Raw genomic sequence first — 16,970 nt, forward strand, 5'->3', positions numbered from 1 at the left:
CGCCATCCGTCGGTTGACATCATGGGCATGCGCCGATACGCGGGGGAATCGTGCGCGAATCGTTGAGGCGTGCGGGGGCAGCACTTCACCGTGGCGCCGTCGCAGCGATCGCGTTGGTGGCGACGGCTGCGCTGCTGTACGGCGAAGCGCTCGCGCAGGGGGGCGCGGCAGGAGCGGCAGGCGGGGCGGAGAGCGCGGCCGGAACGGAGACCGCCGCGAGCGGAACCGCCGACGCGAACGAAGGCGCTTCCGACGCGAGCGACGGCACCATCGACGCCGGACCCACCGCGGAGCTGCGCGAAGAAGACGAGCGCATCCCGTCGATCTGGGAGACGCTGCGCGCGCAGTTCACGCCGCCGCTCGGGCCGCTGCCGGGAACGCCCGACGTCGGCTCGGTGTTCGCGTCGGCGCCGGCTCGGCTCACGCTGCGCGAGGCGGTGCTCGCCGCGATCCAGAACAACCCGGGGCTGATCAGCCAGTCGCTCACGCCGAGCGTCGAGAACGCGGGCATCCTCGCGGCGCAGGCCCAGTTCGATCCGATCATCGGCGCCGACCTGAACCTCGATCGTCTGAAGGTTCCCGCGGGCTCGGTGCTGCAGGGCGCGACGCTGCTCGCGACGACCAACCGCAACTGGAACTTCTTCGCGCAGAAGCAGCTGCTCTCGGGCGGCCTCCTGCGCCTCGAGTGGAACAACAACCGCCTGGTCACCGACTCGCGCTTCCAGGGGCTCGTGCCGCAGTACGCGCCCGAAGCGCTGCTCAGCCTGAACCAGCCGCTGCTGCGCGGCTTCGGCCTCTATTTCTCGCGGCTCAACATCCGCATCGCGGAGACCGCGACCGACGCCGCGATCGCGCAGTATCGCGCGAACGTCGCGAACTTCATCACCCAGGTGATCCAGGCGTACTGGGACGTCGTGCGCCTCACCGAGCAGCTCGCGGTGCTGCAGGCCTCGCTCGAGCTCGCCCGCCAGACGGTGCGCGACAACCAGATCCGCGTCGACGTCGGCGTGCTGCCGCCGGTCGCGATCAAGGAGAGCGAGGCCGAGGCGGCGCGGCGCGAGGAAGAGGTGATCGTCGCGACCAACGCGCTCGGCCAGGCGCGTCGGCGGCTGCGCCAGCTCGTGTACATGCCGACCGGCGATCCGAACGGCTTCCCGCGTCCGGTCGAGCCCATCGATCAGCCGGTCGTCGATCGCGTCGCCGCCGACTTCGACCAGTCGCTCGCGATCGCGCTCGAGAAGCGCCCGGAGATCATCGCCGCGCGCCTCGCGCTGCAGACCAACGAGCTCAACGTCGCGCTGAACAAGAACCAGCTGCTGCCGCGGCTCGACCTCTACGGCGTCTACGGCATCAACTCGCTGAGCGGCAACGCCGTCCCGGTGCAGAACCCCGACAACCCCGGCGTGATCATCTTCAGCCCGTTCGGCGGCACCTACGGCGACGCGCTCGGCCGGATGTTCGAGGGCGATACCTATTACTACCAGGGCGGCGTGCGCATCGAGGTCCCGATCGGCAACGCTGCGGCGAAGGCGGCCTACACGCAGAGCAAGATCCAGGAGACGCAGGCGCTGTTCAGCTACCGGCAGACGGTGTCGGACGTCGCGCTCGAGGTCGGGCAGACCGTCGGCGACGTGATCTCCAACCTGCAGCGCATCGCGCAGACCCGCGTCGCGCGCGAGCTCAGCGAGGAGAACCTGCGCAACCAGACCAAGCGCTACGACGTCGGCATGGTGACCACCACCGACCTGCTGATCTTCCAGGATCAGGTCGCACGCGCGCGCCTCGCCGAGATCCAGGCGGTGATCGACTACAACAACTCGCTCGCGGCGCTCGAGCGTGCGCAGGGGACGCTGCTCGAGCGGTTCAACGTCACGGTCGCGGACCGCGGCGACACGATCACGCCCTGGTGGGCGAAGTTCTGAGCGCGGCGCGCGGGTCGCGACACGTCGCCCGACACGACGGCGTGCGCAGCGAAGCGGCGTAGCGAGGAACGAGCCGGCGCGCGTCAGCCGCGGCGGTGCCCGATCAGCGTCATGAACTCGTCGCGCGTTTCTTGACGCTCGCGGAACACGCCGAACATCGCGCTCGTCACGACGTACGAGTTCTGCTTCTCGACGCCGCGCATGCGCATGCACAGGTGCTCCGCCTCGACCACGACCGCGACGCCCTCGGGCTTCAGCTTCTCCATGAGCAGCGACGCGATCTGCGTCGTCATGCGCTCCTGGACCTGCAGGCGACGGGCGTAGACGTCGACCAGGCGCGCGAGCTTCGAGATCCCGACGATCTTGCCCTTCGGCAGGTAGGCGATGTGCGCCTTGCCGAAGAACGGCAGGATGTGGTGCTCGCACAGCGAGAAGAAGTCCACATCCTTCATGATGATCATCTCGGAGTAGTCCTCGGTGAAGAGGGCTCCGTTGATGATCTTCTCGGGATCCTCGTGGTACCCGCGGGTGAGCTCGCGCAGAGCGCGCGCGACGCGCGCGGGGGTCTTCTGGAGACCCTCGCGCTCGGGATCCTCACCGAGCTGCTTCAGGATCTCCCGCAGGAAGGGCTCCACGCCCTACTTGCTACCTTTCTTCTCGACCGCTTTCACCTTCTGGTACTTGCGGTAATCGTACCCGGTCGCCATCGCGAGCAGCATCGGCTCCATGCCGCCCTCGCGCTCGCGACGCAGGATCGACAAGCGGTCGAAGAAATCCTGGAAGCCGCGCGCGACGCGGATGCGCAGCTCGGCGCCCGGCGAGCTGCGGTCCTCGGCGCGGGTCGCGGAGCCGCGCTCCTGGGTGATCGCCGCGAGCCCGAGCTCGGCGTCGGGCAGCGCCAGCACCTCGCGCAGCCGCGTCACGGTGAAGCGCAGCGCCGAGAAGCGCAGCTCGTTCGGGAACGCGTCCCACTCGGCGAGCGACAGCGTGCGCACCGACTCGTAGCCGGCGATCAGCGACTCGAAGCGCTTGAGGTCGTACTTGCCGTCGGTGAAGCAGACCGCGTTCACCGCGGTCGCGAGGTCGAAGATGAACTTGCCGCGGCACGCCGCCTCGAAGTCGAGCATGCCGACGAGCTTGTCGCCCTTGACCAGCAGGTTCTCTTCGAAGAGGTCGCCGTTGATCACGCCCTTGGGCAGCTTCCCCTCGAGGTAGCTGCCGAGGTACTCGACCTCCTCGTCGAGCGTGCGGGTGATCTTCTTGAAGTACGGCGGCAGCTGGCCGCGCACCTCGTGGTAGAGGTCGGCGACGCGCTCGAAGCTGAAGCGGTTGTCGATCCCCTTCTTGTAACCCTTACCGACGACGTGCAGATCTGCGAGGGCGCGGCCGATGTTCTCGATCTGCGCCGGCGTCAGCGCGTCGACCGTCGGACGGCGTCCGTCGATGTGCTTGTAGACGATCAGGCACGCGCCGTGCGCGTCGCGGTAGTAGCGTCCCTTGCGATCGGGGAGCGGCTGCGGGCACGGGAAGCCGTGCTTGCGCAGGTAGAGCAGCAGGTCGACCTCGCGCTTGACCTCGAGCTCGCCCTTCACCTCGTCGAAGCGGACGATCACCTTGCCGCGCGCCGTGTCGAGCAGCAGGTTCGTCTGGTGGTTGCCGCGCCGCGTCCACCCTTCGGGCGCCGGCGTCACCGACACGACGCGTCCGAGCCCGTAATCCTCCGCGATCTCGGCGAGCTCGCTGTTGTCCAGAAGATCCATCCGTTCCTGTCGATCCTGTCGATCTTGCCGCAAATCGGGCCGCGGAAGCGGCTCGCGGGACTGACCAATCACCGGGGTGGATTCGGATGGCAGGCGCTGTGGCGAGAGCGACGGTTTCATCGCGCACCACCGAACGGCGGGGCGACAATCGGGGCCGCGGTCACCTCCGCGACGAGGTCTCGCGTCGGTGACATGCTGTTTGTCCGGACCAAGTCGCGAGGACTCTAGTAGAATCAAAAAAAACTGTCAATAGAGGAATCGCTATCTAACGCGCCGCATCGGAAGTATAACGACGTCTCTCGAATGCGCGCTCCGTCGTGGGCATTCACGATCAACGACGCAGCGCGATGACGACGTCCATGGCGTTGGTGCCGGTCGCTCCCGGACGAAACAGATCTCCGATGCGGGCAAAGAAAGGATACGTGTCGTGCTCGCGCAGCGCCCGCTCGGCCGCGCGCCGCCCGCCGCGCCGCAGCGTGGTGCCGTCGCAGAACGCGCCCGCCGCGTCGGTGCGTCCGTCGATGCCGTCGGTGCCCGCCGCGAGGAGCGTCCAGTCGCGACCCGCGAGCCTTTCCGCCGCGGCCAGCGCCAGCTCCTGCGAGCGACCACCGAGGCCGCGCGCGTCACCGACGGTGACGTGCGTCTCGCCGCCGGCGAGCAAGCAGACCGGTCCGGGAGCATCCGGCAGCTCCTCGACCAGACGTCGTGCGACCTCCGCGGCCTCGCCGCGCAGCGTCGCACGCCGGCGCACGACGCGGTAGCCCAGCCGGCGGGCGGCGCGCGCCGCCGCGGTCAGCGCCGTGCGGTTCGAGCCGATCACCACCGCGAGCGCACGGCGCGCCGCCGGATCGCGCGGTTTGAGCGTCTCCTCGGGGCCGCGACCCGCCGCACCGTCGACGAGGCGCTGCCAGACGCGCCGCGGCACGCCCCTTCCCATCGGTGCGACGGCGCGCAGCCGCTCGATCGCATCGGCGAAAGTGGTCGGGTCGGGGACGCCGGGCCCCGACCCGATGACCGAGAGGTCGTCACCGGGGACGTCCGAGAGCGCCAGCGTCACCACCGTGCGCGGCGCAGCGAGACGCACGAGCCCCCCGCCCTTCACCGCCGAGACGTGCTTGCGCACCGCGTTCATCGTCGCGATGTCCGCGCCGCAGCGAAGAAGCCAACGGTTCAGCGCGCTCTTGTCGGCGGTCGTCACACCGGGCGCCGGAGCCGCGAGCAGCGCCGAGGCGCCGCCGCTCAGCAGAAAGAGCACGGTCGCATCGCGCGGCGCGCGCGACAGCGCCACGAGCAGGCGTCGCGTCGACGCGTAGCTCCGCCGCCCCGGCACCGGGTGGTCCCCCGGCAAGACGTGGATCCGCCCGAGGCGCGTGCCGCGCGGACCGACGACGGCCGCGGGCGCGATCACGACGCCGCTCACCTCGGGGGCGATCGTCGCGACGGCGCGCGCCATCGCGAGCGCGGCCTTGCCGGCGCCGGCGACCCAGACGCGATCGAGACGCGGCGTGAGAACCCGTTCCCGGCCGAGCGCGATCGCGAGCCGCGCACCGCGACGCTCGAGTCGACCGCGGACCAGCCGCTCCGGGTCGACGGCGTCGATCGCGGCGCGGTAGATCGCGATCAGGTCGTCGCGCGCCGAACGCACACGGGGCGTCTCGGATTTCTCCGAGACGCCCCGCTGCGCAGCCGAATCAGCCGAGCTCCTCGTCCGTCTCGCCGACCGCGAAGCGACGGTAGCCTCGATCGTCGTCGAGGCGCCGCTGCTGCTTCGCCTCGCGCTCCTGCTCGGCCTGGCAGGTCACGCACGTACGGGTGAACGGCAGCGCCTTCAGGCGCTCTTCTGCGATGTCGAGCTCGCAGATCTCGCAGATGCCGTAGGTGCCCGAGTTGATGCGCTCGAGCGCCTCGTCGATGCTCTGCAACTTCGCGCGGTCGCGGTCCGACAGGATCATGCTGATGTCGCGATCCCGCTCCTCGCTCGCGAGGTCGTAGGCATCCATGCCCTCGTCCTTCTGGCCCTCGCGGCTCGACTTGGTCTCGTTCTCGATGTCCTCGAGAACCTGGCGCCGCATGGCCAGCAGGGACTCACGGGCACTCTTCAGGAAAGCCTTTCTCATTTTTTCGGTGTCCAGTCGGCAGCGCGGCCGGCGCCGCCGGAGCGGCGGAGGTTAAGGATCCTTCCAGGCAGTGTCAACATGGTGCCGAGCGCCACACGGCGGGCCCCCTGCGGGCCCGCAGCAGCGATCGGCCGGTTCGGTGCACGCTTCGTGCCACGCCGCACCGGTGATCGATTCGGACGCCCGGCAGGCCGAACGGCCGGTGCGGGCGCGTGCGCAGCCTGCGTCAAGCGACGCTGGCCGCGCTCTCGGCCGGGCGCTCGCAGACCGCGCCCTCGAGGTCGTACGTGCTCGCGCGTGTGATTTGTACCGGCACGATCGTCCCGGCTTCCAGCGCCTGGCCGCGTAGCAGGACGACGCCGTCGATGTCGGCCGCCTGCGTCTGCGTGCGGCCGAACCAGCGGCCGTTGTCGAGCTGACCGCAGACCAGCACCGGGAGCGTCGTCCCGACCAGCGACGCGTTCGTCTCGCGCGCAATGCGCGCCGCGAGCCGCATCGCGCGCCGCCGGCGCGTCTCCTTCACGCGCTCGGAGATCTGATCGCCGAGCTCGTACGCCGCCGTACCCTCCTCGTGCGAGTAGCGGAACACCCCAACGCGCTCGAAACGACACTCCTCGATGAACGCGAGCAGCTCCGCGAAGTCATCCTCGGTCTCGCCCGGGAAGCCGACGATGAACGACGAGCGCAGAACGACGCCGGGCACGCGGTCGCGGATGCGCGCGACGAGCTCGCGCAGCCGCCGCGACGTGCCCGCGGTGCCGCGCCGCATCGCGCGCAGGATGCGGTCGCTGCCGTGCTGCAGCGGCATGTCGAGGTAGGAGCAGATGCGCTCCTCGCGCGCGACGAGCCGCAGCAGCTCGTCGGTGACGTGCTGCGGGTACATGTAAAGGAGGCGGAACCAGTCGATGCCGTCCACCTCGAGCAGTGCCTCGAGAAGACGCGTCAGGTTCGCGCCGTCGTCGCGGTCGGTGCCGTAGCTGGTGAGATCCTGCGCGATCAGGCTGAGCTCGCGGACGCCGGCGTCCGCGAGACGCCGCGCCTCCTCGACCAGCGACGCGATGCTGCGGCTCTCCTGCCGTCCGCGGATCTTCGGGATGATGCAGAACGAGCAGGTGCGGTTGCACCCCTCGGCGATCTTGAGAAACGAGGTGTAGAACGGCGTCGCCTGGATGCGCGGGGCGTCCGCCTCGTGCAGCACGTGCTGGGCGCCGACGTAGGTCGGCTTCGGGGCGTCGGCGACGAGCAGCTTCGGCAGCTCGAGGAAGTTGCCGGTGCCGACGAAGACGTCGACCTCGGGCATGCTCTGGCGCAGCACGGTGCCGTAGCGCTCGGCGAGGCAGCCGGTGACGATCAGCCGGCTCGCGCGCCCTTCTTCCTTGTAGCGCGCGAGCTCGAGGATCGTGTCGATCGACTCCTCCTTCGCCTCGTCGATGAAGCTGCAGGTGTTGACCACCAGCACGTCGGCCTGCGCGGGGTCGAGGACGAGCTCGTGCCCCTCGCGCACCAGCATGCCCTGCATGACCTCGCCGTCGACGAGGTTCTTCGGGCAGCCGAGCGAGACGAAGTGGACCTTGCGCGGCGTCGGCGTCACGTCCCCTCAGTCGCGCATGTTGACGAACTGCAGCGGCCGGCGGAAATCCGCCGCGCGCAGCGCCTGGATGACCTTCTGCAGGTCGTCACGCTGCTTGCCGGTGACGCGGACCTGATCGTCCTGCACCTGCGCCTGGACCTTCAGCTTGGTCTCCTTGATGAGCTTGACGACCTCGCGCGCGGCGTCGGTGTCGAGACCCTGGTGGATGGTGATCGACTGGCGCGCGAGACCACCCGCGGCGGGCTCGACCTTGCCGTACTCGAGCGACTTGAGATTGACGCCGCGCTTGACGAGCTTCGATTGCAGAACGTCGACCACCGCCTTCACCTTGAAGTCGTTGTCGGAGGTGATCTTGATGACGTTCTTCTCCTGCTCGATCGTGGTCTTCGAGCCCTTGAAGTCGTAGCGCTGCTCGACCTCCTTGCGGGTCTGCTGCAGCGCGTTCGCGACTTCCTGCATGTCGACCTTCGACACCACGTCGAACGATGGCACCGACCTACTCCTCCGTTCAGCGCGTTGGGGCTTCGATCACGTCGACGCCGGGGCGCCGCTCGTAGACGAACAGCGAGTCGTCGACCGTTCCGTTCCGCTTCATGCCGGCGAGCGCGACGCGCGTCGTGTTGCCGAGCGGGTCGCGGATCACCGCCGCTCGCACGTCGTAGGTCTGCGGATCGACCTCGAGCGTCAGCGAGCCGAGCGAGCCGTCCTCCGAGTCGTTCGACTCGAGCTGCAGACGCAGCGAGCCGTCCTCGGCCGGCGACAGCAGCGTCGCCTGGAAGTCACGCTCGATGCGCGCGACGCCGAGCAGGAACGACACCGGCGTGCGCGACTCGAAGGCCTGGCGCAGCGGCGCCTTCAGCACCTGGTTGTCGGCCGGCTGATCGATCCACAGCGTCTCGCCGTCGGCGACGATCGTCTGCTTCTCGGGGCTCGTGTACTCCCAGCGCATGCGGCCGGGCTTGCGGAACCACATGGTCCCCGTCGACCGGATCACCTGGCCGCCCGCCTCGATCCGCATCTCCTGCGTGAAGTCGGCGGTGAAGTTCTGCGTCTCGTCGTACCGCTCCTGGACGTGACGCACGACCTCCTGCGCGGTCAGCGCGGCACGCGCCGGCTCGGCGGCGGCGGCCGCCGACGACACGACGGCGACGGCCAACGCTGCGCGGAGCGCGAGCGATGCGATGATGGACACGAGAGCTTTTATCCCTGTTTCGGGGCGAGAACTTCGCGAACCCCGCGGTGATCCGCGGGACTTACCACACCCTCGCGCTCCATGCACTCGATCATCCGGGCGGCGCGGTTGTAGCCCACCTGCAGCCGCCGCTGGACGTACGAGATCGACGCCTTGCCGCTCTCCGTGACGATGCGCACGGCCTCGTCGTACATCGAATCGTACGGCTCGTCGGCGCTGTCGCGCTCGGAGCCTTCGGACGCCTCCTCCTCGTCCTGCAGCAGGTCCATCTGGTAGCGCTGCGGCTCCTGGCCGCGGACGAAGTCGGTGATGCGCTTGATCTCGGCGTCCGAGACGTACGCGCCGTGCAGACGCTGCAGCTTCGAGTTGTCGGGCGGCAGGAACAGCATGTCGCCGTCGCCGAGCAAGCGCTCCGCCCCAATGCTGTCGAGGATCGTGCGCGAGTTGACCGCGCCCGCGACCTTGAACGAGATGCGCGCCGGAAAATTTGCCTTGATGAGACCGGTGATGACGTCCACCGACGGGCGCTGAGTCGCGACCACGAGGTGGATGCCCGCCGCGCGCGCCTTCTGCGCGAGCATGGTGATCGGCACCTCGCAGTCGCGCCGGGTCATGATGAGGTCGGCGAGCTCGTCGATGATCACGACGATGCGCGGCAGGTGCTGGTGGACCAGGCGCTCCTGCTGCTCCTCGCCCGACTCCTCCTGCTCCTCGCCCTCTTCCGACTCCTCGTCCGCGAGCTCGATCACCTCGGGCCGCCCCGCCTCCTCGGCGATCAGGCGGTTGTAGCTCTCGAGGTTGCGCACCCCCTTGTCCTTCAGCAGGCGGTAGCGCTCGTTCATCTCCTTGACGAGGTTGTTCAGCACCGTCACCGCGGCGCGCGCCTCGGTGATCACCGGCACGAGCAGGTGCGGGATGTGCTCGTAGGTGCTGAGCTCGAGCATCTTCGGGTCGATCAGCACGAGACGCACGTCGCGCGGCGTCGCGCGCATCAGGATGCTCGTCAGCAAGCTGTTCAGGAACACCGACTTGCCGGTGCCGGTCGCGCCCGCGACCAGGAGGTGCGGCATGCGCGCGAGGTCGCCCACCACCGGGTTGCCCTTGGTGTCCTTGCCGAGCGCGAGCGTCAGCACCGACGGCGACTCGCGGAAGACGTCGGAGTCGACGATCTCGCGCAGCAGCACGCGCTCGCGCTGCTTGTTCGACACCTCGATGCCGACCACCGACTTGCCCGGGATCGGCGCGATGATGCGCACCGAGAGCGCGCTCATCGCCATCGCGAGGTCGTCGGCGAGCGCCGCGATGCGGTTCACCTTGATGCTCGGCCCGGGCTCGAACTCGTAGGTCGTGATCACCGGCCCGGGGTGGATCTCGCGCACCTTGCCGTCGACGCCGAAGGTCGCGAGCTTGGTCTCGAGGACGCGCGAGCTCGCGATCAGCGCCTCGTGATCGACGACCAGGGGCTTGGCGGGCGGCTCGTCGAAGATCGTGAGGTCGGGCAAGCAGTACGAGCGGTCGCTGGTGAACGGCAATTCTACTTGACGGCGCCGACCGCGCGCGGCGGGCTGCGTGGGCCGCGCCTGCACGACGACCTGCGGCCGCGACTCGCTCTCCCGTCGGGTCGGCAGGGGCGTCACGCGGCCGCCGCCGCCGACGACGTGCGCCGGACCGAGCAGGATCACGTTGCCCGCGTGCTCCTCCGCCTCGCGCTGGCGGGTGAGCCGCTCGCCGACCCAGCTCGCGCCGCGGCGCGCGAGCGTCACCGTCCCGAGCGCGCTCGTCCGACCGAGGTCGCGCAGCGACTGCCCGGTCGCGATCGCGAGCAGCACGACGAAGATCGCGAGCGCGATCACCCAGGCGCCGGCGTCGCCGAAGCCCTCGCGCAGCACCGCCGAGAGAAAGCCGCCGACGATGCCGCCGGCCTCCATCTCGCGCCAGCGGCCGATCGCGAGCTGGCAGAGGGTCGCGCTCGCGAGCAGCGCGCCGAAGCCCGCCGCGAGGCGCACCGCCGAGACGCGCGGCAGCCGTCCGAGAAAGACCAGCACGCCCCAGGCGAGGAGCCCGATCGGGATCGCCCACGAGGCGACGCCGAGCGACTGCGCCAGCACGTCGGCCATCGCGGCGCCGAGCGGGCCGACCAGGCTCGCGCGCGCGTCGGGCTGGTAGGTGACGATGGCGAGCGCGACGATCACCCCGCCGACCGCGAGCCCGACCGCGCCGGCCTCGCGGCGCAGCGTGTGCAGGGCCTCGCCTCCCGGCGCGGCGGACCGCCGCATCTCCTCGTCACCGCGGTCCCGGGTCCGCTTGGCCCCGAGCCGCCCTCCGCGTGCCGCCGCCGCGCGGTGGCCCATCCCCTCCTACCTGCCCATCTGCCCCGCGACCGGGGCTCTACATCTCGAAGATGTGCGGCACGATCAGCGGCCTGCGGCCGCGGGTGCGCGAGAAGTAGCGCTTCAGCACCCGTCGCACCTCTTCCTCCACCTCGACCAGATCCGCCCGCGATTCGGGCGTGATTTCGCGCAGCTTCTCTAGCACCGCGCTCTTGGCGTCGTCGAGCACCTCGGGGCTCTCGCCCTCGCCGAGCACGCCGCGGGTGATGAGCTCCGGACCCGAGGTCACCTCGCCCGTCTGCTGGTGGATCGCGATCACCGCGACCACGAAGCCGTCCTCGGAGAGGTGGCGCCGGTCGCGCAGGACCTCGGGGCCGACCTCGCCCTCGCCCGTACCGTCGACCAGCACCCGGCCGGCGACCACGCGCTCGCCCCGGCGGGCGCCGTGCTCGTCGAGCTCGAGGACGTCGCCGTCCTCGAGCAGGTGGCAGCGGTCGAGCGGGATGCCCATCTCGGCGGCGAGCCGGCGGTGCTCGTCGAGCTGGCGGTACTCGCCGTGCACGGGGATGAAGTGCTGCGGGCGCACGAGCTGGATCATCGTGCGCAGCTCCTCCCGGTAGGCGTGGCCCGAGACGTGGACGTGCGCGCGCTCGCCGGTGTGGATGATCGCGCCGCGCTTTGCGAGCCGGTTGAGCAGCGCGTGCACCGAGCGCTCGTTGCCCGGGATGATGCGCGACGACAGGATCACCGCGTCACCCGGCGTGATGGTGAGCTGCTTGTACTGCCCGTCCGAGAGCCGCGACAGCGCCGAGGTCGGCTCGCCCTGCGAGCCCGAGATCAGCACGGTCACGTCGCGCGGCGGCAGGCGCAGCGCGTCCTCGAGCGAGATCAGCCCGCCCCTGGGCAGCTTCAGGTAGCCGAGCTCGCTCGCGAGACGCGTCGAGTCCTCGAAGCCGCGGCCGGCGATGGTCACGCGACGGCCGCACGCCTCGCTCGCGTCGAGCACCTGCTGGATGCGGTGCACGTGCGAGGCGAAGGTCGTCACCAGCACGCGCCCCTCGGTGGTGCGCACGAGCTCGGTCAGGTGCGGGCCGACGTCGCTCTCCGAGCCGCAGACGCCCTCGTGCTCGACGTTGGTCGAGTCCGACATCAGCGCCAGCACGCCGCGCCGTCCCCACTCGGCGAGACGCTCGACGTCGGCCGCGCGGCCGTCGAGCGGACGCGGGTCGAGCTTGAAGTCGCCGGTGTGGATGATCGTCCCCTGCGGCGTGCCGATCGCGAGCGCGCAGGAGTCGACGATCGAGTGCGTCATGTGGATCGGCTCGATGGTGAACGGGCCGAGCGCGAAGTGCGTGCCCGGCGTGACCGTCTCGAGCGGGGCGTCGATCTTGTTGCGCCGCAGCTTCTCGTTGACCAGCGCGGTCGCGAGGCGCGGTCCGAACACCGGCACCGGCATCTCGCCGAGCAGCCGCGGCAGCGCGCCGATGTGGTCCTCGTGGCCGTGCGTCAGCACGACGCCGCGCAAGAGCCCGGGACGCTCGCGCAGGTAGGTCACGTCGGGCAGCAGCAGATCGATGCCCAGGCCGGGGCGCTCGGGAAACAGCACGCCGCAGTCGATCGCGAGCGCCGCCCCCTCGCACTCGATCAGCATCATGTTGAGGCCGATCTCGCCGAGGCCGCCGAGCGGAATGATGCGCACCGGAGCCGCCATCTCAACGACCTCCTCGTGCCGCAGGGGCGTCCGCCCCACCACCCGACCGTTCCACCAGGTATTCGAGGCTATGGACGGACCTTCGGGAAGTCAACGCGACGTCTCACGTTGGGCTCGTCGCGTGGTACAGAAGTTGGTTGACGTTGCTCGCGACGCCCGCCCGGTGTAACGCGACGGCACGGGACGGCGCGCGTCGCGCGTACCGATCAGGAGGACCCCGCGATGTCTGTGAACAAGGCGATCATCGTCGGCCGGCTTGGCAGCGATCCAGAGCTGCGCTTCGTTCCGAGCGGACGCGCCGTGGCGAACTTCAACGTCGCCACCGACACCGTCTGGAAGGACCGCGATGGCAACCGCCAGAAGCAGACCGAGTGGCATCGCATCGTGGTGTGGGGACCGCAGGCCGAGACCTGCTCGAAGTACCTTTCCAAGGGGCGCGAGGTGTACGTCGAGGGCGAGATCCGCACGCGCTCCTACGACGACAAGGACGGCAACAAGCGCTACGTCACCGAGATCATCGCGCGCGACGTGCGCTTCCTGGGCGGTGGCGCCGGCCGCCGCGACGACATCCCCGACATGGAGCCGCCGGGCGGCTTCGGCGGCCCGGACCCGGGCGAGGACGACGTTCCGTTCTGAGGTGGGTCGGTAGCGCCGCCGCGGGACGCGTGCGTCACGGCGGCGTGACGCGGGCGTCACCTCGAGCCTACCGTTGCAGCGCGGCGCGCAGCGCTCGAACGCCTGCGCCGCGCGACGGCGTAACGCCGTCGCTCAACGCGGCCGCCTGGCGCAACCGCGCGCTGCACCGCGACGTTGCGGGCCTGAAACGTTCTGCAACGCGACGTCACACACGTCGCCTCACAACCGCCCGCTGTCGACGAAGCTCGTGTAGCGTCCGTTGCCGACGATGACGTGGTCGAGCACCTTGACGCCGACCAGGTCGCCGGCGGCGACGAGCCGCGAGGTCAGCGCCACGTCCTCCGGCGACGGCGTCGGGTCGCCGCTCGGGTGGTTGTGCACGAGGATCACCGCGGCCGCCGCCTCGCGGATCGCGGCGCGAAAGACCTCGCGCGGGTGGACGAGGCTCGCCGTGAGCGTGCCCTCCGAGACACGCAGCTCGCGCCGCAGGCGTCCCTTGCCGTCGAGCATGAGAACGTAGAAGCGCTCCTGGGCGAGCCCGCACAGCCGCCCGCGGAAGTGGCGGAAGACGTCCTCGCTGCCGCCGATCTTGTCGCCGCGTCCGAGCTCGGGATGGTCGGCGCGGCGCCCGAGCGCGATCGCCGCGCAGATCGACGCCGCGCGCGCCGCGCCGATGCCGTCGATCGCGGCGAGCTCGTGCACGCTCGCCGCCGCCAGATCGGCGAGCCGCGGGTAGCGGGCGCGCAGCCGCTGCGCGAGGACGAGCGCGCTCGCGCCGCGGTTGCCGGTGCGCAGCAGCAGCGCGAGCAGCTCGAGGTCGGACAGCGCCTCGATCCCCACACGCTCGAGCCGCTCGCGCGGCCGATCGTCGGACGTCATGTCGTGCAGCATCGTGTCGGCACGGGAGCGAACGCCGTGCCACGCTCCCCACGCGCCTCACACCCGCAACTCGAGCGACGCTCGCCCACCACCTCCGCGACGTCGCCAGGCACGACGCAACGCCCACCGTTGTGGTCGCGCGCCAGCTCGCGTAGGCGTCTCGCATGACGGCGCATGCAGGACGTCTCGCGACCGAGCGTCTCGACGTCCTCGCGATCGCGCCGCTGCCGTTCACCTCGGACGGCGTCACGACGTTTCAGTTCGGCGCCTCGACGTTTCACGCGGCGCTGCTGCCGGCGCTCGCGCGACGCGGCCACCGCGTGCGCGTCCTCGCCGAGGCTCCGCCCGCCGAGCCGACGAGCGAAGCGAACCGCCACGACCTCGTCTGGGACGTCCCGAACCTCGTCGTGCACGGCTTCGCCGCCGAGTACCGCTCCGCCGCCACACCGCCGCCGCGCGACTGGCGCGAGCGCGCGCGCCGCACGCTCGCGCCACGATTCGCCGCCGCAATCGCGGAGCGCCGTCCCGACGTCGTGCTGCTCGGGCGCGAGCAACTCGCCTGGTACGTGCCCGAGCTCTGTCGCGCGGGGGGCGTGCCGTGCGTCCTCGGCCTGCACGGCCAGCCGACGCACGGCTTCGCCGATGGCGGCTACCCGGAAGACGCGCGCAGCGAGCTCCTCGCGCACATGGCCTCCGCCGACGCGCGGGTCGCGGTCGCGCACCACCTGCGCGCGACGCTCGCCCGCTTCGGCCTCGACTGCGCGGTCGTGCCGAACGCGGTCGACGAGGAGCGCTTCCGCCCTCGTCCGAAGCCGGAGCCGCTGCTCGCGAAGCTGCGCATTCCCTCCGACGCGCCGGTGGTCGGGCACGTCTCGAGCCTCAAGCCCGGCAAGCGTCCGGGTGATCTGATCGCATCGGCGGCGCGCGTCGTGCGCCACGTGCCCGACGCGATCTTCCTGATCGTCGGCGACGGTCCGCACCGCGCGGCGCTCGAGGACGACGTCCGCGCGCGCGGCCTCGAGCGCGCCTTCCGCTTCGCGGGCGCGGTCGACTTCCGCGCCATGCCGGACGTGCTCGCGCTGTGCGACGTCGTCGTCATGCCGTCCGAGCGCGAGGGAGCGTCGCTGGTCTACCTCGAAGCGCACGCCGCGGAACGCGCTCTCGTCGCGAGCGACATTCCGGCCGCGCGCGAGGTCGTGCGCGACGGCGAGACCGGGCTGCTGTTCCCGACGGGCGACGTCGACGCGCTCGCCGAGCGAACGCTCGCCCTGCTGCGCGATCCCGACCTGCGACGACGCATCGCGGCCGCGGGACGCAAGGCCGCCGAGGCGCGTCCGTTCGCGAACATGGTCGACGGCTGGGAGTCCGCGCTCGCGACCACCGCCGCGCGAGCGCGCGGTGCTTGATCGCTTGCGGACGGCTTGTTTCGCCGAGCGGACGACGATAGACCGCCAAACCGATTCATGACGCAGCACCGCATCTCCGTCGGCCCCGCCGACGTCGCCCGTATCCGTGAGGCGCTCGGCCCGACGTTGCGCGTCGCGTACGAGGCGGTGCACGTCTACCCGCTGTCGGCGCCGGCGTTCCGACCGGCAGCCGGCGCCGAGCGCACGCGTCCCGACGCGCCGTCGCTGCGACTCTACGTCCATGTGCCGTTCTGCAACTACGGCTGCTCCTTCTGCTTCTACGCGAAGAAGATCGGGGCGAGCCGCGCGCAGATGGAGCGCTACGTCCGCGCGCTGGTGCGCGAGCTCGAGTGGATCACGCCGGGCGCGTACTTGACGCAGCTCTACGTCGGCGGCGGCACGCCGACCGCCTTGCCGCCCGACCTGCTCGACGAGGTGCTCGCCGCGCTGTTCGCGCGCACGCGACGCGAGGGCGCCGAGGCGCACACGGTCGAGTCGTCGCCCGAGTCGGTCCTGCCGCAGCACCTCGACGTGCTGCGCCGTCACGGCATCGACCGCATCAGCCTCGGCATCCAGAGCATGGACCCGCTCGTGCTCGACGCGATCCACCGCCGCCACTCGCGCGAGCAAGCGCTCGACGCCGTCGACATGCTGGTCGCGAGCGGGCTGATCACCGGCGCCGACTTCATCTACGGGCTGCCGGCGCAGACCGAAGCGAGCTTCCGTCGCGACCTCGAGGACGTCGCGGCGCGCGGCGTCGACGCGCTGACCCTCTACAACCTGCGCCTCAACGAGATGACGCCGCTCGCGGCGACGATGGGCGAGCTCGAGCGCCTCGACCTCGAGCGCCTCGTGCGCTGGCGCGCGTTCGTGCACGAGGTGACCTCCGAGCTCGGCTTCGTGCAGACGCGCTGGCACACGTTCAATCGCGAGACGAGCGAGCGCGCCAGGCGCTACGACCGCGCGCCGTGCGTCGACGGCTTCGGCGCGGGGCACCAGCTCGGCGTCGGCGTCAGCGCCGTGTCGCACCTCGGCGACACCGTGTACCGCAACGAGGAGACGCTCGGCGCGTACGTCGAGCGCATGGAGAGCGGCGCGAGCCCGGTGTCGGGCGTGTTCCCGCTCGACGTCGAGGACCGCAAGACGCTCTTCATCGTGCGCTCGCTCGGCGACGGACGCCCGCTCGACCGCGCGCGCTACGCAGACCTGTTCGGCGTCGCGTTCGACGACGAGTACGGCGAGGTCCTCGCCCGCCTGCGCAACGCGGGCCTGCTCGACGAGAGCGGCGACCTGCTCGCGCTGAGCGACCTCGGCAAGCTCGTCTACGACCTCGTGACGCTCGCCTTCTACCCGCGCTCGGCGCGCGCGTGGCTCCTCGAGCGGCAGTCGCGCGACCGCGCGCGCACGGTCGCCGCGAGCGCCTGAG

Annotated in this window: 14 protein-coding genes; 4 read left to right on the plus strand and 10 right to left on the minus strand. The window is 70.7% G+C overall.

Annotated features, from left to right (window positions below; all coding sequences use genetic code 11):
• The first annotated feature begins 116 nt into the window (after window positions 1-116).
• Window positions 117-1,922, plus strand: a complete 1,806-nt coding sequence (locus tag VIS07_02460) for a TolC family protein (GenBank protein HEY8514357.1) — start codon at window positions 117-119, stop codon at window positions 1,920-1,922.
• An 83-nt stretch (window positions 1,923-2,005) separates the two neighbouring features.
• Here the strand turns inward: VIS07_02460 and folE are convergent, their stop codons facing one another.
• The 9 genes from folE to VIS07_02505 all read right to left on the minus strand — a co-directional run bounded on the left by folE (window position 2,006) and on the right by VIS07_02505 (window position 12,623).
• Entirely contained in the window at window positions 2,006-2,557 is a 552-nt protein-coding gene (gene folE / locus VIS07_02465) for a GTP cyclohydrolase I FolE (GenBank protein ID HEY8514358.1), read from the minus strand.
• Between the two features lie 3 nt (window positions 2,558-2,560).
• The gene (locus VIS07_02470) at window positions 2,561-3,682 is read right to left on the minus strand and encodes a homoserine kinase (protein HEY8514359.1); all 1,122 of its coding nucleotides are present in this window, start codon (window positions 3,680-3,682) and stop codon (window positions 2,561-2,563) included.
• Window positions 3,683-4,013: 331 nt separating this feature from the next.
• The gene (locus VIS07_02475) at window positions 4,014-5,327 is read right to left on the minus strand and encodes a DUF4147 domain-containing protein (protein ID HEY8514360.1); all 1,314 of its coding nucleotides are present in this window, start codon (window positions 5,325-5,327) and stop codon (window positions 4,014-4,016) included.
• A 46-nt stretch (window positions 5,328-5,373) separates the two neighbouring features.
• Window positions 5,374-5,754 carry a TraR/DksA C4-type zinc finger protein gene (locus VIS07_02480; protein HEY8514361.1) on the minus strand — a complete coding sequence of 127 codons (381 nt, stop codon included), beginning with the start codon at window positions 5,752-5,754 and terminating at the stop codon, window positions 5,374-5,376.
• Window positions 5,755-6,025: 271 nt separating this feature from the next.
• Window positions 6,026-7,390: a 30S ribosomal protein S12 methylthiotransferase RimO gene (gene rimO / locus VIS07_02485; protein HEY8514362.1), complete on the minus strand. Its 1,365-nt coding sequence runs from the start codon at window positions 7,388-7,390 to the stop codon at window positions 6,026-6,028.
• A 6-nt stretch (window positions 7,391-7,396) separates the two neighbouring features.
• Entirely contained in the window at window positions 7,397-7,882 is a 486-nt protein-coding gene (locus VIS07_02490) for a YajQ family cyclic di-GMP-binding protein (protein ID HEY8514363.1), read from the minus strand.
• Between the two features lie 16 nt (window positions 7,883-7,898).
• Entirely contained in the window at window positions 7,899-8,582 is a 684-nt protein-coding gene (gene lolA, locus VIS07_02495; GenBank protein HEY8514364.1) for an outer membrane lipoprotein chaperone LolA, read from the minus strand.
• Between the two features lie 8 nt (window positions 8,583-8,590).
• Window positions 8,591-10,858: a DNA translocase FtsK 4TM domain-containing protein gene (locus VIS07_02500; protein HEY8514365.1), complete on the minus strand. Its 2,268-nt coding sequence runs from the start codon at window positions 10,856-10,858 to the stop codon at window positions 8,591-8,593.
• Window positions 10,859-10,970: 112 nt separating this feature from the next.
• The gene (locus tag VIS07_02505; protein HEY8514366.1) at window positions 10,971-12,623 is read right to left on the minus strand and encodes a ribonuclease J; all 1,653 of its coding nucleotides are present in this window, start codon (window positions 12,621-12,623) and stop codon (window positions 10,971-10,973) included.
• 222 nt (window positions 12,624-12,845) lie between these two features.
• On the opposite strand from VIS07_02505, the gene ssb reads away from it, so the two are divergent.
• Window positions 12,846-13,259 (plus strand): single-stranded DNA-binding protein, encoded by a 414-nt coding sequence (gene ssb / locus VIS07_02510; GenBank protein HEY8514367.1) that lies wholly within the window; start codon window positions 12,846-12,848, stop codon window positions 13,257-13,259.
• A gap of 219 nt (window positions 13,260-13,478) precedes the next feature.
• Here the strand turns inward: ssb and radC are convergent, their stop codons facing one another.
• Entirely contained in the window at window positions 13,479-14,138 is a 660-nt protein-coding gene (radC, locus tag VIS07_02515; protein HEY8514368.1) for a DNA repair protein RadC, read from the minus strand.
• A 164-nt stretch (window positions 14,139-14,302) separates the two neighbouring features.
• Between radC and VIS07_02520 the strand changes: the two genes are divergently transcribed.
• Together VIS07_02520 and VIS07_02525 are read left to right on the plus strand one after the other, a co-directional pair.
• The gene (locus VIS07_02520) at window positions 14,303-15,544 is read left to right on the plus strand and encodes a glycosyltransferase family 4 protein (GenBank protein ID HEY8514369.1); all 1,242 of its coding nucleotides are present in this window, start codon (window positions 14,303-14,305) and stop codon (window positions 15,542-15,544) included.
• Window positions 15,545-15,601: 57 nt separating this feature from the next.
• Window positions 15,602-16,969 carry a coproporphyrinogen-III oxidase family protein gene (locus VIS07_02525; protein ID HEY8514370.1) on the plus strand — a complete coding sequence of 456 codons (1,368 nt, stop codon included), beginning with the start codon at window positions 15,602-15,604 and terminating at the stop codon, window positions 16,967-16,969.
• Window position 16,970: the final 1 nt, after the last annotated feature.

The sequence above is a fragment of the Candidatus Binatia bacterium genome, assembly GCA_036563615.1.
Lineage (GTDB): Bacteria > Desulfobacterota > Binatia > UBA12015 > UBA12015 > DATCMB01.

Coding starts and splice junctions, on each gene's coding strand:
- VIS07_02505 (HEY8514366.1), bottom strand. CDS start 12,623: ATGGCGGCTCCGGTGCGCATCATTCCGCTCGGCGGCCTCGGCGAGATC.
- VIS07_02520 (HEY8514369.1), top strand. CDS start 14,303: ATGACGGCGCATGCAGGACGTCTCGCGACCGAGCGTCTCGACGTCCTC.
- VIS07_02480 (HEY8514361.1), bottom strand. CDS start 5,754: ATGCGGCGCCAGGTTCTCGAGGACATCGAGAACGAGACCAAGTCGAGC.
- VIS07_02470 (HEY8514359.1), bottom strand. CDS start 3,682: ATGGATCTTCTGGACAACAGCGAGCTCGCCGAGATCGCGGAGGATTAC.
- VIS07_02500 (HEY8514365.1), bottom strand. CDS start 10,858: ATGCGGCGGTCCGCCGCGCCGGGAGGCGAGGCCCTGCACACGCTGCGC.
- VIS07_02525 (HEY8514370.1), top strand. CDS start 15,602: ATGACGCAGCACCGCATCTCCGTCGGCCCCGCCGACGTCGCCCGTATC.
- ssb (HEY8514367.1), top strand. CDS start 12,846: ATGTCTGTGAACAAGGCGATCATCGTCGGCCGGCTTGGCAGCGATCCA.
- radC (HEY8514368.1), bottom strand. CDS start 14,138: ATGACGTCCGACGATCGGCCGCGCGAGCGGCTCGAGCGTGTGGGGATC.